The sequence below is a fragment of the Cytobacillus solani genome, assembly GCF_001420595.1.
GTDB classification, from domain to species: Bacteria; Bacillota; Bacilli; order Bacillales; family Cytobacillaceae; genus Cytobacillus; species Cytobacillus solani.
Genome location: NZ_LJIX01000006.1, coordinates 4441309 through 4466970, shown reverse-complemented (window position 1 = coordinate 4466970; position 25662 = coordinate 4441309). Strand labels below are relative to the sequence as shown.

Genomic DNA, 25662 nt, shown 5'->3' with positions numbered 1-25662 from the left:
ACGGAGGAACAATCATGCGCCCAACTTTTATGGGACTTGAAACAGCCCGCCGAGGTATGTTCACTCAGCAAAGTGCTTTATATATAACAGGACATAATATTTCAAATGCGAATACACCAGGATTTTCTAGACAACGGGTTAATTTTCAGCCAACTATTCCATATCCAGGTAATGGGATAAATCGTCCGCACTTGCCTGGGCAAATGGGGACAGGTGTCGAAGCAGGAAGTATTCAGAGAATCCGTGACAGCTTTATTGATGCTAGATACAGAAGTGAAAGTAATCAATTAGGATATTACGGAGCAAGATCTGATGCGCTGACTCGAATGGAAGATGTAATGAACGAGCCTACATCAGAAGGACTATCAGCAGCAATGGACAACTTCTGGAATTCCCTGCAAACATTAGGAACGAACCCGAATGAGAGCGGTGCGAGAGAAAGTGTCTTAGCGCAAGGAAATGCGATGGCAGATACTTTTAATTATCTCTCTACTACCCTTAATTCTATTCGTGACGATCTAAAGCAGAGTATTAGTGTAAATGTTGATAAAATAAATACTTTAGCTTATCAGATCAATGAAATTAATAAACAAATAGGTCAGGTGGAACCACATGGAGATCTTCCGAATGACTTATACGATGAAAGAGACCGACTAGTCGATGAACTTTCACAATTAGTGAATATCAAAGTGACAAATCAGCAAAGTGGAGGAATCCCATCACCAATTGCTGAAGGAACTTATAAAATAGAAATTCTGGATCATTCAGGGAAAAGCTTAGGGACGTTAGTTGATAAGAATACAATTGGCGGGGAACCAAATAAGATATCCTACAAAATGAATAATGATGGTTATGTTGAATCCTTATCAATCGGAAATGGCTCACCAGTAAAAGTAGAGGATTTCTCAAAAGGAACCCTAAGATCAGATATAGAGGCTTATGGGTATGTGGATAAAAGCGGGAAACAAGTGGGTACATATCCTGATATGGTAGATCAGCTTGATAAATTGGCTTTTGCCTTAATTAAGGAATACAATCATGTCCATAGAAGCGGAATTGATCTTGATGGGAATAGTGGGAAAAACTTCTTCCAGGATCTTTCAAGTTATAAAGGGGCAGCTGGTAAAATTTCAGTAGCACTCACAAACCCGAATGAAATCGCTGCTTCCCTCAATGGAAAAGGAAATGGGGATAATGCTTATAAAGTGGCTGAAGTACTCAGAAAGGATCTTTCTGAGTTTGAAGCACAGATTAAAGATTCCGCAGGCAACTTAATTAATTTAAAAGATTTCGCTCAAAATGATTTGAAAATGACAGGAAATATTAAGTCCTTCTATGGTGGGCTAATTACCTCCCTAGGTGTCAAAACACGGGAAGCAAATGTCTTAACTAATAATACTTTGACACTATTAGAGTCAGTAGATAGACAGCGGCAATCAGTTTCTGGTGTTTCACTTGATGAGGAAATGTCAAATTTAATTAGATTCCAGCATGCGTATAATGCATCTGCTAGAAATATCACAGTTTTAGACGAAATGTTAGACAAAATCATTAATGGCATGGGTACAGTCGGAAGGTAGGGATAAATAAATGCGTGTAACACAATCGATGCTTACTAATAATATGCTGCGAAACTTAACAAGTAGTTACCATAAACTCGGTAAATATCAAGAACAGCTAAGTTCTCAAAAGAAAATTTCAAGGCCTTCCGATGATCCAGTTGTTGTATTTAAAGGCATTTCTTATAGAACAAGTGTAAATGATGTTTCACAATACCAAAGAAATATGTCTGAGGTAAATGTATGGCTGGAAAATACAGAAGACGCACTTGAAAAGGCTGGTTCATCAATTCATCGGTTAACTGATTTAGTCACACAAGCAAACACTGGAACAGTAACTGATGACGATAGAAAGAAAATCGAAGATGAAATAGAGGAAATAAAAAAGCAGCTCGTTTCCATTGCTAATACGAAAATATCAGGGAAATATATATTTAATGGTTCGGATATTTATAATGCTCCTGTCAACTATGATGGGACGAACGTAACAATGAAATATAATAACGATGCTGTAAATATTGAAGTTTCTGCAGGTATTAAACTCCAAGTAAACTATTTAGGATCAAATGTATTTGGTGACGAGAAAAGTGGCATGTTTGCGGATTTGGAAGCTTTGCAGAATGATTTAAAAAATGGAAATGACCCAGACTTAGGAAAATTCATTGATGCATTTCAAAGTCATTTAAATACAGTTACATCTGCTAGATCAAGTATCGGTGCCTCGATGAACCGTGTAGATATGATTCAAAATCGCTTAGATTCTCAAGAAATCATTGCGACTAAGACAATGTCAGAGAATGAAGATATTGATGTGGAAAAAGTCATTTTAAACCTGCAAACCCAACAAAGTATTCATAGAGCAGCCCTAAGCGTTGGTTCAAGTATCATTCAGCCGAGTTTAGTTGACTTCTTAAGGTAAAAATAAAGCTATCTATATAGATAGCTTTTCTTTTTAGGGAGAGAATAATATGCAAATACCACAAATTCGTATAGAATCACAGGCTGGTAAAATTGGTTTGAATATTAATAAACCCATTCAATCGATTGAACAGCCTCAAGCTGATTTGAGCATAGAACAGCCTCCTGCCGAAATGACAATAAACCGTCAGCCTGGCAGATTAACAATTGATCAAACTCTAGCAAGAGAAAACCTAGACCTTAAATCAGTTTTTAAAAGAAATGATGAAAATGCTCAGCTTGGATACCAAACCTTAATGGAATATATAAGTAAAACTGTTCAAGAAGGCGATGAGCTAATGAAAATAGAAAATGGCGGGCAGCCGCTGATAGATCAGGTTGTAAGAGCAATGGATCGCGAGTCCGTATTTAATACTGGCAATACCCCTTCTCAAGACAGTGTACAAATAGACTATGCACCTGCAAAGGTTGAAATAGAATGGAATCGAAATAAACCTAATATTCAGGTTCAACTGAATAAGCCTATTCATGATTATACGCCTGGTAATGTAGAGGTTTTTATGCAACAATACCCATCATTAAATATAGACTTTACAATCTAAAGACTGTGGGGAGATAAAAGTGAATATCAAAACAAGGTATCATGAAGAAATTGAGGTAAGCAAAGAGGATATTATTTACTTTGGAAGCGGAATACCAGGATTTCCAGAAGATAAGGAATTCATCAACCTTCCTCTAGGAATGGACTCGTCTTTCAGTATCCTCCAATCAATAAACAATGAAGAACTTGGCTTTGTGATCGCTGAACCTTTCTCCTTCTTCAAGGAGTATGAATTTGATTTAGATGAATCGGTTATTACTCAACTGAAGATTAAGGACAAAACAGATATCATTATCTATTCAATTGTTACACTCGGTGATTCATTAGCCACATCAACCGTTAATCTGCAAGCCCCTATTATCATTAATAAAAGAGAAAGCTTAGGGAAGCAAGCCATTCTAAACACTGATAAATATCATACAAAGCATGTATTAGCAACAAAAAAACAAATGGGTCAGGAGGGGTAACGATGCTAGTTCTCACAAGAAGAAGAAACGAAAGTGTTATCCTGAATGAAAACATTGAAATAACAATACTAGAGATTGATGGAGATCAAGTGAAGGTTGGTATAAAGGCTCCGAAAGAAGTCGAAATTCTTCGTAAAGAGATAATGGTAAAAATTGAAGAAGAAAATATGAACGCATTAAAAGGAAATCATGATTTGAAAAAATTTTTTTAAAAGAAAAACAAAAAAGGTGTAAAAACTTCGAGAACCCTGTCGATATAATAAATAGTTACATAGGAAATAAGTCGGCCGACGAAATACTATGTCAAACTAACCACATGGAAGTGGGAACTTTCAAACTCAAGGAGGAAATTCAAAATGAGAATTAACCACAATATTTCAGCGATGAACACTCATCGTCAATTATCTTACAACAACAATGCTTCAGCTAAATCAATGGAAAAATTATCTTCAGGATACCGCATCAACCGTGCAGCTGACGATGCAGCAGGCCTTGCAATCTCTGAAAAAATGCGTAACCAAATCCGTGGATTAGACCAAGCATCTGCTAACTCACAAGATGCAATTTCTTTAATCCAAACTGCTGAAGGTGCATTAAACGAAACTCACGCAATGCTTCAACGTATGGCTGAATTAACTACTAAAGCAGCTAACGAAACTTTAACTACTTCTGATACTGCTAAAATTCAAGAAGAGATTACTGAATTAACAGAACAAATTGGTGCTATTGCTGAACAAACAAAGTTCAATACTAAGAATATCTTAAATTCATCATCTTCATTAACATTCCAAGTAGGTGCAAACTCAGGTGAAACTATTAAGTTAGACTTGGTAGATGCTACTGTTACTGCTCTTAAGCTTGATGCTGCTGGCGGTATTAAAGACCTAGTAAGTGATGTAACATCAACTGTTGATGGAAGCTTAAACGGTGTTGCAAAAGGTAACTTAGATATTATCCAAAATGCTATTAACACAGTTTCACAAAACCGCTCTAACCTAGGTGCTGTTCAAAACCGTTTAGAGCACACTATTAACAACCTAGGAACAACTTCTGAAAACTTACAAGCTGCTGAATCTCGTATTCGTGACGTAGATATGGCTAAAGAAATGATGACTATGACTAAGAACAACATTCTTACTCAAGCTGCTCAAGCTATGCTTGCACAAGCTAACCAACAGCCACAAGGAGTTCTTCAACTTCTTCGTTAATATTCTAAAGAATAAAAGAGATCTTAGAATTCCTAAGATCTCTTTTTTTTTAGGTAAAATACCCCTGTCCTTAATGTTTTTAATTAAAAGTCGATAATAGTAATAGAACTTTAGAATTTAAAAGGTGGCTATCATGGGTAAAAATACTATATCACTATGTATGATTGTTAAAGATGAAGAAACGTACTTAAGAAGGTGTTTGAATAGTGTTAGAAATCAAGTGGATGAAATCATAATAGTTGATACTGGTTCAACAGATTTAACTATAGACATTGCAGGAGAATTTGGGGCTAGCATTTTTACTTATAAGTGGGACAATGACTTTGCCTCAGCAAGGAATTTCTCTTTAGATAAGGCACAATCTGAGTATGTTATAGTACTTGATGCTGATGAATATTTAGATGAGAAAACAAACCTACAAAAGGAAATCGAAAAGCGAAAAGATTTTTATATCATAAATTTTAGGAATTATATGGATGGGGGCTATGTATCAAAACATCAAGCAATTCGATTATTTAAAAATAATATCAACCTAAGATATTATGGGAAAATTCATGAGCACTTAAATATTGATGCATTTAAGAATTTAACTAATGATTTTGCTGACTTTGTTATCCATCATGATGGCTATAAAAAAGAAACCTATGATAAAAAGAATAAGTTTGAACGAAATTTAAAGATTTTAGAAAAGGAAGTAAAAGATACACCTACTGGGTATAATATGTATCATTTAGGTACGCAGTATAGAATAGATGGCGATTATGCCAAAGCGTTAGATTTGTTTAGAAAAGCTTATCCACTAAGTAAAACCCAGATTTATTTACCCTATCTTCTTTATCTTATGGGAGATTGCTTATTACAGTTAGGTAGGTATAAAGAGGGGATTAATCTAATTAAAGATTCTATCGAAATATTTCCAAAGTATACTGGTTACTATTATTTAATAGGATTAATCTATGAACAACTAGACTATTTAAAGGAAGCAGAGAGGGCATTTGAGAGATGTCTTGAATTGGGAGAGGTTGAGGACTTGCAATCTTTAGAAGGTGTTGGAAGTTACTTTGCTCATATTAAATTATCAGAAGTACATCAAAAACAAGGTAATTTAATAAAGGCACTAGAATCATCATTCTCTGCATTGGAATTTAATAAGAATTTTCCACCTGCACTCTCACAGTATATTTCTGTATTAAAGTCTGCTGGCATTAATGAAAGTGATATAAAAGAAAATTTGATAAAGTCTTACCCAATCAATGATGTTAAGAAATTAGAGATTCTTACTGGTGTCTTATATGCTCATAGAAATAAACTCCTTCAGTTTTATATTGATGAGTTTAACATAAATGTAAATAAATCAGTTTTAGCAATTGCAGCCCTTTATAATAATGAATATGAGAAAGCTTATAAATATTGGAATGAAGAAGAAATATTAGATAAGAGTAATTTTAGTGATATCGTTACATTGCTGGTAGTTCAAAAAAACCAAGACTTGTTGGAGAAATTATTAAAGGCAATGAATCTTAATAAAAAAGAAAAGAAGGTGATGTCTTCTATAGTGGATGGAAAGGGAGAGATATTAAATTATTTTCCGGATACATTATTTGAAACTATAAAAGATGCATGTATAAATTTACTAACAATAGAAGAAGAGGCAGTTTTTTTAGATTTATTAAAAAGGTTAAATTTAAATGTACAAGAAAAAGAGCAATTAGTAAGATCAATATTAAATAAAGGCTATCTAGAGGTAGCTATATATTTAATAAATGAAGAATTAAAAATAAATAATACAAATTATGAATTAATTGGATTGCTAGGAGATGCATATGCTAGGCAAAATAAATATAAGGAAGCACTTGGTCTTTATACTCAGTTGATTGAAAAAATAGGAGATTATTCTTCTTATAATAGATTATTTTGCTTATATGAAAAGATTAATTACAGTGATGGACTACCCATGTTAAAAATTCAAATGAACAGAATCTTGGAAACTGAATTAGGGGTTAATATAATGACCTAGCTAATGTCTTGATTAGAAACAATGTGAAAAAGTTAATATTAATTAGTTCTCCTTATTTAATGGGTTTTTAGAATAGCTAAAACCTGAAATAAGGAGATTTTTTTTATTTAGGAGGGAACTGCAAAGTTTAAAAAATTATTTCCCAATTAATTGAAATCTCTATATGAAGTTAAGAACCAATAAAAAGTGCCGATAATAGTATAGAAGTATTTCGACTTTTTTTGTCGAATAATGCGGATTGAAAATGGATGAGGTGGATATATTGCTTACGAGCATAATCATACTAACTTACAATAATTTAGAATACACAAAACAATGTTTAGAAAGTATAAGAAAGTATACAGATCGAGATACTTATGAATTAATCATAATTGATAATAATTCTGTGGATGATACTAAAGAATGGTTATTAAAGCAAGATGACATAAGAGTAATAATAAACAAGGAGAATCTTGGCTTTCCTAGAGGCTGCAATCAAGGAATTGAATTAGCTAAAGGGGATAATATTCTATTACTTAACAATGACGTCATTGTAACTGAGAATTGGCTAAGTAATTTAGTCAATAGTTTGTATAGTGATAAAAGAATCGGTGCAGTTGGTCCAGTTACCAATTCTGCAGCATATTACACTGCAATCCCGGTAGAATACTCCAATTTAAATGAAATGCACAATTTTGCACAAAGATTTAATAAGTCTGATTCCGAAAAATGGGAAGAAAGATTGAAATTAATCGGCTATTGCATGCTTATTAAAAGAGAAATGGTTGACAAAATTGGACTTTTAGACGAAAGATTTACCCCTGGGAATTTTGAGGATGATGATTACTCTGTTAGAATTCGCCAAGCGGGTTATAAGCTACTGTTATGTAAAGATACATTTATTCATCATTATGGAAGTGTTTCATGGAAAGAAAATATTTCTGGATATGGGGAATTATTATCTGAGAACGAAAGGAAATTTATGGAAAAATGGGGAACGAATTCACATTCATATATTATCCATAATGATTTGATAGATGAAATTCCTTTTAAAAAAGATGATCATATTAATGTTCTGCATATTGGCTGTGAGGCTGGGGGAACGTTACTAAAAATAAAGGATACATTTAAGAAATCTTCTTTATATGGTATTGAAAAGAATAAATCTGCAGCTACTGAAGCAGAGAGAGTTGCAAAAGTTTTGCATTATCCAGTTGAGAAAGCTATTAACGAGTTGAAAGAAAATAGATTTGATGTAATTCTTATTACAGATTGGAGTAATATTACAAATCTTCAAATCTTTATGTCAGCTATCAAGAATTTATTAAAACAGGATGGAATAATCCTTTCTTCAATAAATAATGCGAATCATGTTAGCCTAATAAATTCCTTAATACTGGGAAAGAATCCTTTCTTAGAAAATAGATACATGTCATTACAGGATATTAATAGAGTATTCAAAGAAGAGTCAGGGCTTAAACACAGTGTTAAAAATGTTAAAAACAATTTGGATGAAAATGAAAAGAAAATAGTAGAGTTGTATTGCTCACTTACTGAAAAAAATATGAATAATCAGTATGAAACTTATAAATATATAATTATGGCACAGAATTTTAATGAATATCTAGAAAAAAATATTATGAATATAAAAAAAGAATTTGAGGTTGAAAAGAATTTACAAGAGCTAGAGCAATATTCTGAGGAAGAAATAATAGATTGTATACTAGATAGATTTGAAGATAGGATTCAGGTTTTACAAATGCTTGCAATATTGGATTTTAGCAGAAACAAGCATGACAACGTTTTAACTTATCTTCATAAAGCTTATGAACTTGATAGTAATAATCCTGACACACTATATAACCTTGGTATCGTCCTATATTCTTATAATGAAAAGAAATTAGCAAAGAGATATTTAGATCGTCTAGGTGAAATGGATAAGGATGATGAGGTTGAAAAGATTCTAACTGAAGTCAACTTCGAGGAAGAGCAAAGGAAAAGAAAGTTGGTTTATCTATTAAGAAGACTTGAACATGAAATAGATTTTGAAGATTCCAAAAACGAAATGGTCCAATATATATCTAATGAAGTATATACAGAACAAGAAATTATGGAGGCCATTTTAAATTCAACTATAGATAAGGAAAAAATATTAAATATAGTCGGGATAAGTGCTTTTGAAAATGGTTTGAATGATAGTATTTTTCCTTTTTTAAATAAGGCGTATGAATTAAATCCAAATAATGATGATACTTTGTTTAATTTAGGCTATATATTAGCAGAACTTGGAGAAAACGTGTCTGCACTATCTTTTTTTAATAAAATAGCAGTTCAGGATAAAGATGTAATAGATATGATCCAAAAAGTAAAAGGGTGACTAGAATGAATGAAAATAAAATTTGTTTTATTATTAATGGTCATGATGAAGTAAAGTATCAGGAGTCCTTAAAGTATATAAACGCACTGATTATACCTGAAGGATTTGAAATAGAAATTCTAACAAGTGTTAAACATATTAATACGCCAGCCTTCTATAATACTGCAATGTTATCATCTGATGCAAAATATAAAATTTATTTAGAAGAAAGCACAAGTATTATAGATAAACAGTTTTTGTACAGTCTAATCAGTCTCTTTAGGGCTAATCAAGATATAGGTATGGTAGGTGCAATAGGGGCTAAACAAATTCCTGAAACTTTTAATTGGATCGAAAGTAATTACAAGGTTGGAAGTGTTTATGCTTATCAAGGCGAATGTCTAGAGTTCATTGAATATTCCCCTTCAGTTTCAGGTTTTGAAGAAACTGTTGTACTTGATCGTTCAATTCTAGCAACTCAATTTGATATTCCTTTTTGTGAAGAAGATTTAATATATGACTTGTCACAAAGTGTTAAGTTTATTGAGAATGGATACAAGATAGGGGTTCTTATTAAAGATCAGCCTTTTGTAGTTTTAGACCAAAAATTAAATAATGAACGTAGTTCTAAACTTCCATTAGATATAAAAAAAATAAATTCTAGATTAAATGTAGAGTGGAAAAGTGACTTGCCTTTAGTCAGTATATTAATTCCTACTTATAACAGGCCAGATTATTTTGAATTAGCTCTTAAAAGTGCACTTGAACAAACTTATGAAAATATCGAAATTATAATTGGAGACGATAGTACAAATAACCTTACAGAATCCCTAGTGAAAGATAAATATTTGCCTTATTATAACAATATTCGCTACATCAGAAATGAAACAAATTTAGGACAATTTGATAATGATTTAAAATTGATGGAGCTTTCCAGTGGGGAATATATTAACTTTCTAATGGATGATGATTTATTTCATCCGAAAAAAATTGAAAAAATGATGGATTACTTTATTAATGATAAAGAGAGAGAAATTGTCCTCGTAACTTCTCATAGAAGATTAATAAATGAAATGGGCGAACCATACAAAGATGGTGGTGTAACGCAAAAGGTATTCAAAGAAGATACCATTATGGATGGTATAGAATTTGGTAATATCTTATTAAAATTTAATTTTAACTTTATTGGCGAACCTACAACAGTTCTATTTCGCAAAAAAGATCTTACTGAACCATTTGGAACATTTGCTGGTAGAAAGTATGGATGTAATGTTGATAGTGCAACTTGGCTTACCCTATTATCAAAGGGAAAAGGTGTATACATTAGTGAAACCTTAAGTTTCTTTAGGATACATGGTAATCAACAGTTGCAATCTGAGAAAATGAAAGTTTTTGGGGCAATTGATTATGCTCACGAAATAATCAATGCACGATCATATGGTTTTTTAGGTAATAAACAAGATTACAATGTAAGTGTTTTAAATTGTATAGATTATAGCTGTAAGGTGTTAAATAGTTTGCCGAAAATAATTGATGGTAGCCTAATAATTAGATTAAAGGAAAAAATAAATAAATTAGAAGAAATCCGAAAAGCAGATAGTGATTTTAGAAATTCTAATATGGAAATAAATAATGAAAACCTGCAAATAAATAAAAACTATGAACTTTTTAAATCATTAAAATCCATAATGTATTTACCTGAATTAAAAGGAAATTACGAGAAACAAATGGAGTATGCCAAAATTATTGCAACTAGTTGTTGGCTTGCTCATAATGGGAATTTAGTAAGTAAAGAGCTAGAAGAAAGATTAATCAATATCAGTCAAAATTCTAGAGGCGTTAATGGAGAATTGAATAACAAACCCATTTATCAAAAAAAATCCACACATATTATTCATATTTTGACAACTGCATATGAAACGGGTGGACATACACGATTAGTCGAAAGGTGGATAGCAAATCGATCGGATTATGATGAGACCCATTCTGTAATAATTTTGAACCAGGGTTTAGTCCCCTTTCCTGAGTCATTGAAGATTGTTTCTAATAAATCTGGTGGTTTTTTTATGGTCCTGCCAGCAAATGAAACTTTATTTAATAAATCACTTTTTTTAAGAGATATAACTAGAGCTACAGCAGATAAGGTTATAATTCATTGTCATCCAAATGACCCGATCCCAACAGTGGCTTTCGGTATTGAGGATTTACCGCCAATTCTATATTTGAATCACGCGGATCATGTATTTTGGCTAGGAGTAGGTATTTCAGATGTTGTTCTAGATTTAAGGGAATCAGCCCAGAAACTAACCCTACAGAGAAGATTAGCCAGGAAATCTCATATTGTCCCAATCCCCTTAGAGCTTAAAGAAATAGAAAGTACAGTTTATTATAAAGAAAAAATGAATATTCCATTGAATTCTATAGTATTACTAACTATTGCAAGTTCATTTAAATTCAACAAATTTCAACATCATAATTTTATAAATGTTGTTGTTGAATTGCTTCATGAAAATGAGAATATGTTCTTTATCATAGTAGGAGCGAATCAGTTAGATCCTGATTGGCAAGCTGCTATAAGGAAATGTCGGGGAAGACTAAGAATTATTAAAGAAACTCCGTATATAGAGAATTATTATAAAGTATCAGATATTTATTTGGAATCATTCCCAATAGGATCTCCTACTTCAGCATTAGATGCTATATTATTTGGGAAGCCTGTTATTCGACAGCCGTTACCGATAGCTTCGGTTTTAAGCATGGAAAAATATCAGGGTATGTATGATCATGCAAATTCCATTACAGAATATAAAGACCAAATTTATAAGTATATTAAAAATAAAAACAAAATAAAAGAAAGTATTAATTTGCAATATCAGGACGTTTGCAGTAGACATATCGGTGAAGGATGGAATCAAAAATTAGATAAAATAATATATGGGCAAGCTTTAAAGCATGAGTTAGGCTATTCCTCAATTCAATTAAGAAAGTATGATCAGTATGATCAGTCGTGGGCAGAACTACAAATGAAACATAAGGAAACGATAGATTTTTTGAAATCAATAGGAATGAAGACCAATGAGAGGTAACAATTGAGCCATGCAAAGTAAATTAATTTTGTTTTTAATGAATGAAAAGGGTTATTATGTATTAAAAAATTTACTTAATGATTTTCCGGCTTCCAAGATTAAATATGTTATTTCAAATAGGGATAAAAATATTAGTAATGATTATTTTATGGAAATTAAACAGTTATGTTTGATAAATGATATTCCCTTTTTGGAACGTGATGATTTTAAAAATATAATACTAGATAAATCTAAAAATTATTATAGAATTGCAATTGGATGGAGATGGATATTAGATGAAACGAAAAATCTAATTATATTACATGACTCATTACTTCCAAAATACAGAGGGTTTTCACCCCTTGTTACTTGTTTAATTAATAATGAAAAAAGAATTGGAGTAACAGCACTATTTGCAGCAGAAAATTACGATGAAGGTAATATTATTCATCAACTTTCTGTACCTGTTACATACCCAATAAAAATAAAAGAAGCAATAAATAAAATTAATCCTCTTTATTATTCAATAGTAAAGAAGATTTGCAGCAAAATTTTTAATAATGAACGAATAAATAGTTACCCACAAGATAATACACAAGCTACATACAGTTTATGGAGAGGGGAAAGTGATTATTCCATTGATTGGTCAAAGGATTCAGCTTATATACAAAGGTTTGTTGATGCAGTAGGAGAACCATTTTTAGGAGCCTCTTCTTTAATTGATGGAAATAAGGTAAGGATTTTGGATGTTGAATTAATGGAGGATTTAATGATAGAAAATAGAGATCCTGGTAAAGTTATATTTATCCAAGATGGTTTTCCTGTTGTTGTATGTGGAAAAGGCTTGATTAAAATAAAAAAGGTAATAAGAGATGATAATAAGACAGATATTTTACCTATAGGTAAGTTTAGAATTCAATTCGAATAATCAAATTATATTAATGAACTAAAAAATTCTATTCTACTTAATAATAATTCCTTCGAATGTAAAGGTGAAACATAAATGATTAAATTTAATGTTCCTTCTGTAGTTGGTAACGAGATAAATTATATAAATAAAACAATAGAAACAAGATGTTTTTCTGGAGATGGGTATTTTACAAAAAAATGTACTAATTGGTTTGAAGAAGAATATTTAACATATAAGGCATTACTAACACCCTCATGTACTCATAGTTTAGAAATGGCGGCATTACTATTAGATATTAATGATGGAGATGAAATAATAATGCCCTCTTACACATTTGTATCTACTGCTAATGCTTTTGTGTTGAGAGGTGCAAGAATCGTATTTATTGATATTAGACCAGATACTATGAATATTAATGAACAATTAATTGTAGATGCAATAACAAATAAAACAAAAGCTATTGTTGTAGTTCATTATGCAGGTGTCTCATGTGAAATGGATGTGATTATGGATATTGCAAGACGGTATAATCTTGCAGTTGTTGAAGACGCTGCACAAGGGGTTAATTCCTTTTATAAGGGTAAAGCGCTTGGTACTATCGGTCATATCGGATGTTACAGTTTTCATGAGACAAAAAACTATCATTGTGGGGAAGGTGGAGCAATCCTATTAAATGATGAAAAATATATTGAACGAGCAGAAATTATAAGGGAAAAAGGTACTGATAGATCAAAGTTTTATAGAGGACAGTTAGATAAATATTCATGGATTGATTTAGGATCTTCTTATCTAGCAAGTGAATTAAATGCAGCTTTCTTGTATTCACAATTGGAAAGGGCGAATGAAATAAATAATATACGTTTAGAAAGGTGGAATGAATATTATAAAGGACTTCTTCCCTTGATGGAATTAGGTAAGATTCATTTACCTATTATTCCAAAACTAATAGATCATAATGCTCATATGTTTTATATGAAGGTCAAGGATATTGAAGAACGATCAGATTTGATAAACTATCTCAAAGAAAATGATGTAATGAGTGTATTCCATTATATCCCGCTTCATACATCTGATGCAGGAAAAAAGTTTGGATCTTTCTTCGGAAATGATAAGTATACTACATCAGAAAGTGAGAGGTTACTAAGACTACCATTATATTATGATCTTGAATTAAATAAAGTAAAATGGATCTGTGAATTGATAATTAAATATTATTTATGACTATAGGAACTGAAAGTAGGATAAAAGTATGAAAGGCATCATCCTAGCAGGAGGTACAGGCTCTCGCCTGTACCCCTTAACAAAAGTAACAAATAAACATTTACTTCCAGTAGGGAAATACCCTATGATCTACCATGCTATTTTCAAATTAGTAGAAGCAGATATTGAAGATATTTTAATAGTAACAGGAAAAGAACATATGGGTGATGTTGTCAATTTACTTGGAAGCGGATCAGATTTTGGTGTTACTTTTACATATAAAGTCCAAGATCAGGCTGGCGGAATTGCACAAGCTCTTAGTCTGTGTGAAACTTTTGTTGGAACGGACAATATGACTGTGATCCTTGGAGATAATGTGTTTTCAGATAATATCACTGAATATGTACAAAAGTATAAACAGCAAAAGAACGGGGCGAAAATCTTAATAAAAGAAGTTACAGATCCACATAGGTTTGGTGTTCCTGAGTTAGATGGCTCTCTTATTAAAAGTATAGAAGAAAAACCAAAAGATCCAAAAAGTAATTATGCAGTAACGGGGATATATATGTTTGATTCCTCTGTATTTGATATTGTACGAGGTCTTAAGCCTTCTAATCGAGGAGAGCTGGAGATTACGGATGTTAACAATGCCTACATTGAAAAGGGGGCTCTTACTTATGATGTTTTGTCAGGCTGGTGGACAGATGCAGGTACACACCAGTCACTAGCTAAGGCAAATGAGCTTGCAGCAGGAACTGATTTAGGTGAGAATTTTAATGTACATATGAAGCTATAAGGGAGTTTAATATGGAGGTAATTAATACTAAATTTTCTGATGTGAAAATTCTTTGTCCAAAAGTTCACGGTGATCACCGAGGATTTTTTATGGAGTCCTTCAACGAATCAGTACTGGAAAAAATGGGTTTAAATTATAAATTTATTCAAGACAATCAATCTTTATCTAAAGAGCCTGGAACCATTAGGGGATTGCATTATCAGTTATCTCCAAAGTCTCAAACAAAGTTAGTGCGTGTACTGAGTGGAGCTGTCTATGACGTTGTATTAGATATACGAAGGAATTCACCAACTTTTGGACAATGGGAAGGATTTATTTTGTCAGAATATAATTTTCGGCAATTACTTGTTCCAAAAGGGTTTGCGCATGGATTTTGTACACTTGTTCCAAATACACAAATTCTTTATAAGGTGGATGAATATTATTCACCTGAACATGATCGGGGTATTCTTTGGAACGACTCGGAATTAAATATTTCTTGGCCAACTTCGAACCCGATTTTATCAAAAAAAGATGAAATATGGCCAGTGCTGAAAAAAGCAGAAATAAACTTTTAAGGGGATAGGTAAGTGAATATTCTAGTAACAGGTGGAGCGGGGTTTATTGGGAGTAATTTTGTTAGATACATGCTGGATACTTATCCAGATTATCAAATTATTAATTATGACCTTTTGACTTACGCAGGTAACTTAGAGAACCTTAAAGAGTATGAAAATAGAAAGAATTATTCTTTTATAAAAGGAGATATTCGGAACAAAGAACTTCTTCAATATGTTGTTAAAAAGCATCGTGTAAATGCCATAATTAATTTTGCAGCTGAATCTCATGTAGATAGAAGTATTTCTGATCCAGGTATTTTTGTGAAGACGAATGTTTTAGGAACTCAAGTTCTTTTGGATGTGGCTAAAGAAAATAATATTGTGAAATACGTTCAAATTTCAACAGATGAAGTATATGGTTCACTGGGGGAAGATGGATTTTTCATCGAAACGACACCGCTTTCACCCAATAGTCCTTATTCAGCTAGTAAGGCAAGTTCCGACTTATTTGTACAGGCCTACCATGAGACTTATGGAATGAATGTTAACATAACAAGATGTTCTAATAATTACGGCCCATTTCATTTTCCGGAAAAATTAATTCCCCTGATGATCACTAACGCATTGGAAGGGAAAAGTCTACCAGTATATGGAGACGGAAAAAATGTACGTGACTGGCTACATGTTTCTGATCATTGTTCAGCGATAGATTTGGTTCTGCATAATGGAGCGCCAGGAGAAGTATATAATATTGGCGGTCATAATGAGAAACAAAATATTGATGTGATTAAAGAGATATTAAATATTTTGGAGAAACCGCATAGTTTGATCCAATTCATTGAAGATCGAGCAGGTCATGATCGAAGATACGCAATTGATGCGACGAAAATAAGAGATGATCTTGGCTGGAAACCCGCTTATGATTTTGAGAAGGGATTACTTGAAACAGTAAACTGGTACTTAAATAATAAAGCATGGTGGAACAGAATAAAATCAGGTGAATATCAACGATACTATGAAACTCAATATGGTATTTTGCTATGAGTAAAGGGAAAGTCTTGATAACTGGTGGTACAGGCCAATTAGGTTCAGATATTGGGGAGTTGTTGCTTAAACAGCGATATCAAGTATATTCTTTGTCAAAGAAAGAACTAGATGTATCGAACTATGAACAGGTTGAAAAGACCATCAATGAAATAAAGCCTGATGTAGTGATTCATTCTGCCGCATATACAAAGGTAGACTTAGCAGAAGATAATCAGGATACCGCATATTTAGTCAACGCTATAGGTACAAGAAATATTGCAATAGCATGTGAGGTTATACAAGCTAAGTTGGTCTATATTAGTACGGATTATGTTTTTGATGGGAACAAACAGGGAAGATACAATGAGTTTGATATTCCTACCCCCATTAATGTTTATGGAAGTTCAAAATTAGCTGGTGAAAATATGGTTAAGGACTTTCATAGTCAATATTTCATTGTTCGTACCTCATGGCTTTATGGGCAAAATGGAAACAATTTTGTCAAAACCATGTTAAACCTTGCTGAAAACGGCAGACAGATTAACGTTGTAAATGACCAATCTGGTTCCCCTACTTGGACAGTAGATGTCGCTATCAAAGTTTCCGAGCTGATAAAAACAAAATTATACGGTGTTTACCATGTTACAAACTCAGGTGAATGCACATGGTTTGAATTTGCATCGAAAATATTTGAATTGGCTCAAAAAAGGGTAGACTTAGTACCTATTGGTTCGGAAGAGTTTGTTCAAAAAGCAAATAGGCCTAAAAACTCCGTGTTAGATCATATGGGATTAAGGTTAAATAATTTTTCCGAGATGAGGCATTGGGGAGATGCGTTGGAAGATTATTTTTTAAAAACCTCGCAAAAGACAACTGATGAAGATATAAGGTGTGAACTGTGAACACTTTTTCATCTTAACAATTTTAGTATCAGTAGATAATAACTTAATTTTTTTCGAGTACTCCTTTATCTCTATTTATTTAATTTGGCTGTGGAGCAATTATCCACAGCTTTTATATTTTTTATCACACTGAAGTTTTAGGTTAATCGAATGATAACTCTTTTTTCATGTATTCAAATATTATAATCCAAGTCGATATTAAAAGAAGTTAGTCATATTAAAGGAGAACAAAATGCCAAACATTTCTTTAGTTATGATCGTAAAAGATGAATCGGAACACTTAAATACCTGTTTAGAGTCTGTTAAAAATTATGTAAATGAAATCATTATCGTAGATACGGGCTCTACAGATAATACGATAAAAATTGCAAAGACACATGGTGCAGCAGTCTATGAGTATACTTGGACCAATGATTTTGCTGCTGCCCGCAATTTTGCTTTATCTAAGTCAACGTCAGAGTGGAACTTAATTCTCGATGCTGATGAGCAGATTACCAATTGGGACAAAGACAAAGTAAATAAATTGCTCCAAAATGATCATTTTATCGGGAAAATTAATATTAAAAGCAATTTTAAGCAAAACAATGAAGAGCGTTATTCACAAATATATATTTCACGTTTGCTTCCAAAGGGAGCTTATTATTCTGGGAAAATACATGAGCAGGTGATGTCTAAGCTGACGCGGGTTGAGCTGCCTATTGATGTATTCCATACAGGTTATTTTCAAACAGATAAATCAGAGCGGAATCTTAAAATTTTAAAAGAAGATCTCTCTAATAATCCGAGGAATGCTTATATCTTATATCAGCTTGCTCGACAATATAAGACAATGAATCTCTATCAGAAAGCAGCCCATTTTTTTAGGGAAAGTTATCAGGCGGCTGATCGATCAGAGGGTTACTTCACAGATTTGGTTGTCAATTATATTTATACTTTAATTGAATTGAAGCAATACTACCCAGCTTTTGAAATGATTGACCAAATGAATGTACCTTTAGGGAACAGTCCAGATTATCAGTTTGTTTGCGGGATATTTTATATGAATTTTGTGTTAAGTGATACGGCTAAGAATATTGATTTTCTACCTCTTATTGAAAGGTCCTACCTTATCTGTCTTGCATTAGGGAAGCAGAATGAAAGAGAAATCGTTTTAGGTACAGCTTCCTTTCTAGCTGCATATAATTTAGGAGTTTATTATGAGATGTTTAATCAAAAGGAAAAAGCAAAAGAATTCTATGAAATTTCCGCAGCTTATCATTATTTACCTGCCAAAAGCAGATTATTGACCCTATAAATGTTAATAATTTGATTAAATATCCGATGTAATAAGTAGAACAATTACTAGGGGGATTAAGATGGGCTCTGTTGATTCAATTTCCAGATCTTCTGTAGATAATATTAGCTTTGAAAGTAATAAATCTATTAAAGTGCAGGAACAACCAACATACATCTTAGAACAGCAGCCTGAGAATAGTACAGAAACAGCTATTGAAGAAAAAGATTTAGAGCAAGTTGTGACAGATATAAATCAAGTATTAGGTAACACCCATACTTCTTTAAAGTATATGTACCACGAAAAATTGCAGACGTATTATGTTACTTTAATCAATGATCAAACAAAGGAAACAGTAAGAGAAATACCGCCAAAGAAGCTATTAGATATGTATGCTTCAATGAGGGAATACTTAGGGTTGTTTGTTGATAACAAAATTTAACGGAGGTGTCCTATATGGTTAATAATACAATGAGAATTACGGGTTTTGCATCTGGGCTTGATACAGATACGATAATTAGGGACTTAATGAAAGCTGAGCGTGCTCCACTGGATAAATTATTTCAGAAAAAAGAATGGATGTCGTGGCAGCGTGATGCTTATCGAGATGTAAACCTTGAGCTTAGTGCTTTTCAAAAAAAAGTTGATAAACTACGGTTTTCTTCGGATTTTAATGGCTTTAAAGCTACTTCTTCAAATACAGCAAATGCATTAGTTTCCGCGAAAGGTAATGCGATACAAGGTTCTTACGATTTGAAAATTGAGCAATTAGCTGAGGTAGCAAAAATAAAATCAAGTTCTGCAATTAAAAAAGGTGATGGGACTGCTGTAAAAGCGACTGATAAAGTGTTGGCAGCAGGAGAGACCTCATCCTTTGAAATTAAGACGGCTAAGGGAACAGCAACCATTACTGTTACTGATGAAGATACTTTTGCATCTTTAGCAAGCAAGATTGGATCGGCTACCGAGTCTGGAAAGTCTTTAGATTTAAGGGCATCCTTTGATGAGGTAACATCAAGCTTTGTCATTTCTACAAAGGAAATGGGGAAGGATCAAAAGATAGAAATTACTCACCAAACAGGTACGTCAGATGTAGCATCACTAGTTTTTAATGGAGGAACCATTTCTGCTGCACCTGCGACACCAACAACTTATAGTGCAGATGGCAAGAATGCCAAAATCACTTTTGATGGAACGGTTATTGATAACTTAACATCAAATAAAGCAACCGTCTATGGTGTGGAATTGACGCTATTAAAAGCTGATCCGACAGCAACAACTACAATCAATGTTGAATCAGATACAGATGCCATTTTTACCAAAATCAAAGATTTTGTTGATAGTTATAACTCAATGATTGATAGTCTTAATTCTAAAGTCAAAACTCATCGTAATCGTGAGTACCAGCCCTTAACGGAGGAACAAAGAGAAAGTCTATCGGAAAAAGAGGCTGAGAAATGGGACGAAAAGGCAAAAGAAGGGTTATTGTATAATGATCAAATTATCAGGGATACGTTAACAACACTTAGAGGTAAAATGTATAATACAGTTTCGGGAATTCCTAATGGTCAACTAAGGATGTTATCCGAAATAGGTATACAATCAGCCTATATGTCGAAGGATGGCAAGCTAGAGATTAACGAAGATAAGTTAAAAGAGGCAATTGCTAACAACCCTGATGAAATTTCAAACCTATTTACCAGTGAAGATGGAATTGCCACGAGAATATATAAAGAAGTAGGCAGTTCGATTGAAAAATTAAACAAAAAGGCAGGCCGCCCAAATACAGCGACCACTCTTGATATAAGTACACTTGGAGACTCAATCAAAGATGTTACAACTCAAATGAAAACATGGGAAGATAAGCTGAAATTGATTGAAAATCGTTATTGGAAGCAGTTTACGGCAATGGAGCAAGCGATAAGCAAGATGAATGCACAAAGCAGCTCTATTGTAGGAATGCTGGGACAATAGACTAGAATTACTTACGTGTTATCTTTTAGGAGGATATATAAACATGCAAAAACAATACGAAGCATATCAACAGAATTCTGTTTTAACTGCTTCTCCTGGTGAATTGACACTGATGTTATACAATGGTTGCCTGAAATTTTTAAATCAAGCCAAAAAAGCGGTTCAAGAAAAAAATATCGAAGCTAAACATACAAATCTTTCAAAAGCACAAAATATCATTTCAGAGTTAATGGTTACTTTAAACTTTGATTATGATATTGCCAAAGATATGAGAAAATTATATGACTATATGAATCGGAGATTAATTGAGGCTAATATTAAGAATGATACTGATATTATAAGTGAAGTCGAAGGGTTGGTAACGGAGTTCCGGGACACATGGAAGGAAGCTCTGATTATAAACCGCAAGAAACAATATAGTACAAGCGGGCTTGTTTGATGGAAGTCATTGAAAAGCTATACGAGATTACTAAACAGTTACAGTCGACTGCTTCTAATGGAAATCAAGGAGACAGAGAGAAGCAAATTGAAGAGTTAGAGGCGTACGTTGAAACACGTGGGAAGCTGTTAGATAGTGTAGATCAATCTCTCTTAACTAATGGTGATAAACAAAAATTGAAAGAAATTCTTTCCATAAGTGAAGATGTAATAAAGCAAATGGGGAAGATTAAGACATCTATTCAGCAAAATATTATTAATGCGAAGAAAGGGAAGTCTGCCTTTAAAGGATATAACGACCCTTATGCATCTGCCTCATTCGATGGCCATTATTTTGATAGGAAAAAATAAGGTCGAAGAATAAAAAATATAATAAATTTGTTTAAAACCTGCTTTGAAAAAAGCAGGTTTTTGTTATTAAAACATCAAGTGCTTTTGAAGGTTTAGATGATTTTGTAGCTCGATTTAAACAAGATGCCAAACCCCTTTTTACAAATGGGAAAATTAATTTAGCCAATCCATATACTATTATAAAAGCACAGCTAAACTCAGCTGTGCTTTTAAATCTTTATATCAATAAATTGTGAGAATGGAGAAGGTTGTTGTATTTCACGTATTCTTTTTGAAGGATCTTCCAATACATCTAAAATCCTTTCTTTTATGGCAGTCTCTGCTATTTGTTTATTGATGACAACAAATTGTGAGACTGGTCCTTCTCCAACACCGCCGATAATCGCCATTTGAAACCCTCCTATTTATTGTGAATAAAATATATATTCACCGTAAGGTTTCAATTCTCCTTCATTTATTTGGTAATTATATCCATCAATAAATTGAAGCATTACTCAATTTATTTAATTAAGATTAATATTTTTTTAATTAATAATTTTCCCTGATTAAGTTATATTAATTAATATCTTTGTTAATTAGATAGATACATATAATGAAATCTATGAAGTTCATAAAAATATAAGCTTAGTTATACGCGAACCTCATGCCCTTCGCCAATTAGACTCTCAATCCTCACTCCAGCTTCCCTCCGCAAATCTACGTACTCCTCTCCAACCTTCACCAATGGCTGGTAAGGCTCGTTATCATGAATAAAGACAATCTGCGCTTCCTTCCCATTGCTCAATCTCACCTTTTGCAATAGGTTTTGCCTCATAATGTATCGGACAAACGGAATGACAATTGCGGGGTTTAGCTCGTTTTTCTGTGCCTTTTCGATTAGCTCGTACACACCTGCAAAATTCGGCTTCTTTTCCCCGTTATCATGAATATTCATATACACTGAATTAAAACAATCTGCTACGGAAACAATTTGCACAAAATAAGGGATGTCCTTCTCTTTCAATTGTTTTGGATACCCCGTTCCGTTTATCTTTTCATGATGATGAAGAGCAGCAAGTGGAATAAGCGAATTGATATAAGGAATCGAGCTTAATAGTTTATGTCCAATCTCTGTATGCTTTTGAATCTCTTCATTATCAATAGTATTCGTATTTTTATAAATACTTTTGTCTATTCCTAGCATGCCAACATCGTGAAGCAGTCCCATATCTGCAAGTAGGAGGCAATCTTTCTTCTTATAGCCTAATAGTTTGCCGATAATACTTGAGAGAATTCCGACATTTATACTATGTTGATACAGCTGTTCATCTTTTTTTCCTTCTGTTTGCAGGACTTTTAGAATGGAAACATCACAGAGTGATAGTTCAATAAGTGGATGAAAGCGCTCTCTTAATAGAACGATATTAATTTCCTTACTTCTGTAGAAGCTTTGGAACGCATCTTTTATATAGGCTTGAATCGATTGATATGGTTTTTCGCTTGGTGATATTTTTTTTGTGTTTTCGTTAAGATCTACTGATACGGTCTTGCCAAATCTATACTTTTGCAGCAAAAGGATATGAACTTCTTTCAAGATCGTTCCCTTTTTCAATAATAAGATGCCTTGCTCCGAGAAAATGTCTTCTCCAAGTGCACTTCCTACCAAATCGAATGATATTTGTGCTTGATCCATGATTGATCCCCCTAAATCTGTAGTTAACAGAAAAACTCCCCGAAAATTATCTTGTTTATGTCCTAAATTTATCATTTTGCTAGAGAGAAATATACTAAAATTAACCTGTTTTGTAAAAATGGGTAAAGTGTCCTGTATAAAATGTCCTATTGTTGACAATTTTAGAATTCATGGGTATATTAGCCAATGGATGAAATTTATTACTATGTGTATATAATTGTTGTAAAGGTGATAAAAATGAACACTCCAGATATGAATCATAATAATATAGGGAAAAAAGCCATATTAACAAAGTATGATTATCACAAAAATTGTTTAATAAGGGAAATAAACGCAGTAAAATCTATTAAAATACCAACACAAAACTATTCTATTAATCATACTGATTTAGCGGATTGGATTATTGATGTTTCATCTCCTAAGGAACTTGAGATGCTTCTTAGTGAGATCAGAATTGTGAAAAAACGAACAAATAATATTAAACCATTCTTAGCAATCATTGCAGTTGGGTTAGTAAACAAGGCTGAGTAAGGAAAATTAGTGAACCCACCAACTACATGCAGAGGTAGGTTCGTTTTTTTAGAAAAAGGTCAATTTTAATGAAAATAGCTTATCAAATGCCATTAATCGTTTGAAGACACTATCAAGGTTAAAAAAATGCAATCGAACAAGGCGGAACGGGCCGAATCTGTTTTCTCGGAAGTTTTTGCAAGTGGTATGGACGATTAGTAAGAACTAATTGATTTATAAAAGATGTGTTGATAATAATGCAAAATTTTTTCCACTCCATAGCGTTTGTAAACAGCGATATTACAAATTTTGTCATTGTTGTTTGTGAAAGGGGATAAGATTTCAACAACGATACCTGGGGCATGTATAATTTTTTTCTCCGAAATAATATGTAGACAATTGAAATATAACAATATCGGGCTATGACTTGTTATTATCATAAATGTTTAAATCAATGGGTGAGGTCAGTACAAGGACGTCTGGTGTACAAGTATCTTCTAGTTTGTTAGAAAAATGCTTAGATATTTACTAAAGCTTAACTATGGGTGGTGCCACCATAGCGTACCGAACCCCTTTATTGATCTCAACTCGATCTTCTTTAAAGCTGTAAGAGTCGAACGGCTCTGTTGCTTTTTCCTTTTGAAAGATATATCACTCCTGCTTAACGAGTATTTTTTAATATTAAATATCAGATAGTTAGAAACAATTAAACAATTCGGAACAAAAGTATATCCTCCCCTATCCTTCACCAATCCGACAAATTTCTCAAACTTTTTTCATGTACTAGCAGGAGATTTATGGGGTAAAATAGAAATGTAAGTATATAGTCTTTTTATTAAGGCTAAGTGTCTTTAACAAAGAAGCCGGATAGGCTGAAGAGAAGGCGCGCAGTATTCGTATAATGAAAAGGAGGAGTTCGCTTATGAATTTTAACATTCGTGGTGAAAACATTGAGGTAACTCCAGCAATTAGAGAATATGTAGAGAAGAAAATTGCTAAATTAGAGCGGTATTTTACCGAGTCTCCAGATGCAACCGTACATGTGAATTTAAAAACGTACCAAGATAAAACCTCCAAAGTAGAAGTAACAATTCCAATGCCGAATCTTGTCCTTCGTGCAGAGGAAGTTCATGATGATATGTATGCAGCTATTGACTTGATAACTGATAAATTAGAACGCCAAATTCGCAAGCATAAAACGAAGGTAAATCGTAAATTCCGTGAAAAAGGGAATGTGCCAGATATGTTTGTTACGCTTGATGAATCTGAAAGAGCATCAATGGATGAAGACCAGGAGCTGGAAGTTGTCCGTCAAAAAAGCTTTGATCTAAAGCCTATGGACAGTGAAGAGGCTATTCTGCAAATGAATATGCTTGGCCACAATTTCTATGTATTCACAAATGCAGAAACTAGCTTAACAAACGTTGTTTATAAGCGGAAAGATGGCCGTTATGGTCTAATTGAAGCACAATAATAAGGAAACCCCGCTGTCAAAAGCGGGGTTTTTCTGACTCTATTATTATGTCCGCTGATCAGAATCAGAAAGAATCTGAGCGGGTTGAATTTGAATCCTTGGCGGATTTTTTACCTCTGAAGTGATTGCTGACGTAAATGTTGTTTCGAGTATACTTCAAAAAGTAAAGATTACTAGCCATTTTTGTAATGCTGCGGTTTTCAATTACGTATTTTCTCCTCTTTTTGTATGATTTTGATAAAAGTAAGAGGGAGATTTTACACTGCAAATTCCTCCTTTCTAATAAGTGGGTTTCTTCATTTTGTCTTTGCGTGTTTTTCATCGATTCTTTTCTCGATTTTTTCCATTTGAATCTTGTCCTTTAATAACTCTTCTTTGTTCTTCTTTGTTAATTCTTCAAGTGAAAATCGGATCTTTTTATTCATGT

At 33.0% G+C, this 25662-nt stretch carries 25 protein-coding genes and 1 pseudogene; 23 read left to right on the top strand and 3 right to left on the bottom strand.

Features of this window, described 5'->3' with window-relative positions:
* Nucleotides 1-14 precede the first annotated feature (14 nt).
* From flgK to fliT, 21 genes and pseudogenes are all read left to right on the top strand, one after another.
* Nucleotides 15-1580 (top strand): flagellar hook-associated protein FlgK, encoded by a 1566-nt coding sequence (flgK, locus tag AN957_RS24115; protein WP_056686564.1) that lies wholly within the window; start codon nucleotides 15-17, stop codon nucleotides 1578-1580.
* Nucleotides 1581-1590: 10 nt separating this feature from the next.
* Nucleotides 1591-2478: a flagellar hook-associated protein FlgL gene (flgL, locus tag AN957_RS24110; protein ID WP_053478739.1), complete on the top strand. Its 888-nt coding sequence runs from the start codon at nucleotides 1591-1593 to the stop codon at nucleotides 2476-2478.
* Nucleotides 2479-2527: 49 nt separating this feature from the next.
* Entirely contained in the window at nucleotides 2528-3079 is a 552-nt protein-coding gene (locus AN957_RS24105) for a DUF6470 family protein (RefSeq protein ID WP_053478740.1), read from the top strand.
* A 19-nt stretch (nucleotides 3080-3098) separates the two neighbouring features.
* The gene (gene fliW, locus AN957_RS24100) at nucleotides 3099-3545 is read left to right on the top strand and encodes a flagellar assembly protein FliW (RefSeq protein ID WP_056686561.1); all 447 of its coding nucleotides are present in this window, start codon (nucleotides 3099-3101) and stop codon (nucleotides 3543-3545) included.
* A gap of 2 nt (nucleotides 3546-3547) precedes the next feature.
* On the top strand, nucleotides 3548-3757 hold the full coding sequence (gene csrA, locus AN957_RS24095) for a carbon storage regulator CsrA (RefSeq protein WP_053478742.1): 210 nt from the start codon (nucleotides 3548-3550) through the stop codon (nucleotides 3755-3757).
* Nucleotides 3758-3901: 144 nt separating this feature from the next.
* Nucleotides 3902-4753, top strand: coding sequence for a flagellin N-terminal helical domain-containing protein (locus tag AN957_RS24090; RefSeq protein WP_053478743.1), 852 nt, complete (start codon nucleotides 3902-3904; stop codon nucleotides 4751-4753).
* 133 nt (nucleotides 4754-4886) lie between these two features.
* Complete coding sequence (locus AN957_RS24085; protein ID WP_053478744.1) at nucleotides 4887-6770, top strand: TPR domain-containing glycosyltransferase; 1884 nt, start codon at nucleotides 4887-4889, stop codon at nucleotides 6768-6770.
* Between the two features lie 262 nt (nucleotides 6771-7032).
* Nucleotides 7033-8136: pseudogene (locus tag AN957_RS29270) on the top strand (glycosyltransferase); the annotation flags it as partial.
* A 42-nt stretch (nucleotides 8137-8178) separates the two neighbouring features.
* Nucleotides 8179-9126: a tetratricopeptide repeat protein gene (locus AN957_RS29265; protein ID WP_425388949.1), complete on the top strand. Its 948-nt coding sequence runs from the start codon at nucleotides 8179-8181 to the stop codon at nucleotides 9124-9126.
* A 5-nt stretch (nucleotides 9127-9131) separates the two neighbouring features.
* Entirely contained in the window at nucleotides 9132-12191 is a 3060-nt protein-coding gene (locus AN957_RS27230; RefSeq protein WP_075209242.1) for a glycosyltransferase, read from the top strand.
* Nucleotides 12192-12201: 10 nt separating this feature from the next.
* Complete coding sequence (locus AN957_RS24070; RefSeq protein WP_056686558.1) at nucleotides 12202-13098, top strand: formyltransferase family protein; 897 nt, start codon at nucleotides 12202-12204, stop codon at nucleotides 13096-13098.
* A 75-nt stretch (nucleotides 13099-13173) separates the two neighbouring features.
* The gene (gene rffA, locus AN957_RS24065) at nucleotides 13174-14301 is read left to right on the top strand and encodes a dTDP-4-amino-4,6-dideoxygalactose transaminase (protein ID WP_056686555.1); all 1128 of its coding nucleotides are present in this window, start codon (nucleotides 13174-13176) and stop codon (nucleotides 14299-14301) included.
* A 28-nt stretch (nucleotides 14302-14329) separates the two neighbouring features.
* A complete protein-coding gene (locus AN957_RS24060) occupies nucleotides 14330-15076 on the top strand; it encodes a sugar phosphate nucleotidyltransferase (RefSeq protein ID WP_056686552.1) in 747 nt (248 codons plus the stop codon).
* Between the two features lie 11 nt (nucleotides 15077-15087).
* Nucleotides 15088-15633 (top strand): dTDP-4-dehydrorhamnose 3,5-epimerase, encoded by a 546-nt coding sequence (gene rfbC, locus AN957_RS24055; RefSeq protein WP_056686549.1) that lies wholly within the window; start codon nucleotides 15088-15090, stop codon nucleotides 15631-15633.
* Nucleotides 15634-15645: 12 nt separating this feature from the next.
* The gene (gene rfbB, locus AN957_RS24050; protein WP_056686545.1) at nucleotides 15646-16659 is read left to right on the top strand and encodes a dTDP-glucose 4,6-dehydratase; all 1014 of its coding nucleotides are present in this window, start codon (nucleotides 15646-15648) and stop codon (nucleotides 16657-16659) included.
* On the top strand, nucleotides 16656-17543 hold the full coding sequence (gene rfbD, locus AN957_RS24045; RefSeq protein ID WP_056686542.1) for a dTDP-4-dehydrorhamnose reductase: 888 nt from the start codon (nucleotides 16656-16658) through the stop codon (nucleotides 17541-17543). The genes rfbB and rfbD overlap by 4 nt, the downstream gene beginning before the upstream one ends.
* Nucleotides 17544-17775: 232 nt before the next feature.
* Nucleotides 17776-18837 (top strand): tetratricopeptide repeat-containing glycosyltransferase family 2 protein, encoded by a 1062-nt coding sequence (locus tag AN957_RS24040; protein WP_056686539.1) that lies wholly within the window; start codon nucleotides 17776-17778, stop codon nucleotides 18835-18837.
* A 61-nt stretch (nucleotides 18838-18898) separates the two neighbouring features.
* Complete coding sequence (flaG, locus tag AN957_RS24035) at nucleotides 18899-19258, top strand: flagellar protein FlaG (RefSeq protein ID WP_053478756.1); 360 nt, start codon at nucleotides 18899-18901, stop codon at nucleotides 19256-19258.
* 14 nt (nucleotides 19259-19272) lie between these two features.
* Nucleotides 19273-20790 (top strand): flagellar filament capping protein FliD, encoded by a 1518-nt coding sequence (gene fliD / locus AN957_RS24030; RefSeq protein ID WP_056686536.1) that lies wholly within the window; start codon nucleotides 19273-19275, stop codon nucleotides 20788-20790.
* Between the two features lie 43 nt (nucleotides 20791-20833).
* The gene (fliS, locus tag AN957_RS24025; RefSeq protein WP_053478758.1) at nucleotides 20834-21229 is read left to right on the top strand and encodes a flagellar export chaperone FliS; all 396 of its coding nucleotides are present in this window, start codon (nucleotides 20834-20836) and stop codon (nucleotides 21227-21229) included.
* Entirely contained in the window at nucleotides 21229-21579 is a 351-nt protein-coding gene (gene fliT / locus AN957_RS24020) for a flagellar protein FliT (RefSeq protein WP_056686532.1), read from the top strand. The genes fliS and fliT overlap by 1 nt, the downstream gene beginning before the upstream one ends.
* A 209-nt stretch (nucleotides 21580-21788) precedes the next feature.
* On the opposite strand, the gene AN957_RS24015 is transcribed toward fliT, so the two are convergent.
* Nucleotides 21789-21968 carry a hypothetical protein gene (locus AN957_RS24015; RefSeq protein WP_053478760.1) on the bottom strand — a complete coding sequence of 60 codons (180 nt, stop codon included), beginning with the start codon at nucleotides 21966-21968 and terminating at the stop codon, nucleotides 21789-21791.
* 239 nt (nucleotides 21969-22207) lie between these two features.
* Complete coding sequence (locus AN957_RS24010) at nucleotides 22208-23251, bottom strand: HD-GYP domain-containing protein (RefSeq protein ID WP_056686528.1); 1044 nt, start codon at nucleotides 23249-23251, stop codon at nucleotides 22208-22210.
* A gap of 186 nt (nucleotides 23252-23437) precedes the next feature.
* Between AN957_RS24010 and AN957_RS24005 the strand changes: the two genes are divergently transcribed.
* Both AN957_RS24005 and hpf read left to right on the top strand, forming a co-directional pair.
* Nucleotides 23438-23782, top strand: coding sequence for a hypothetical protein (locus tag AN957_RS24005; RefSeq protein ID WP_056686526.1), 345 nt, complete (start codon nucleotides 23438-23440; stop codon nucleotides 23780-23782).
* A 901-nt stretch (nucleotides 23783-24683) separates the two neighbouring features.
* Nucleotides 24684-25235, top strand: a complete 552-nt coding sequence (gene hpf / locus AN957_RS24000; RefSeq protein ID WP_053478763.1) for a ribosome hibernation-promoting factor, HPF/YfiA family — start codon at nucleotides 24684-24686, stop codon at nucleotides 25233-25235.
* 296 nt (nucleotides 25236-25531) lie between these two features.
* Here hpf and AN957_RS27225 read toward each other — a convergent pair whose 3' ends face one another.
* Nucleotides 25532-25660, bottom strand: coding sequence for an FbpB family small basic protein (locus AN957_RS27225; RefSeq protein WP_075209241.1), 129 nt, complete (start codon nucleotides 25658-25660; stop codon nucleotides 25532-25534).
* Nucleotides 25661-25662 lie beyond the last annotated feature (2 nt).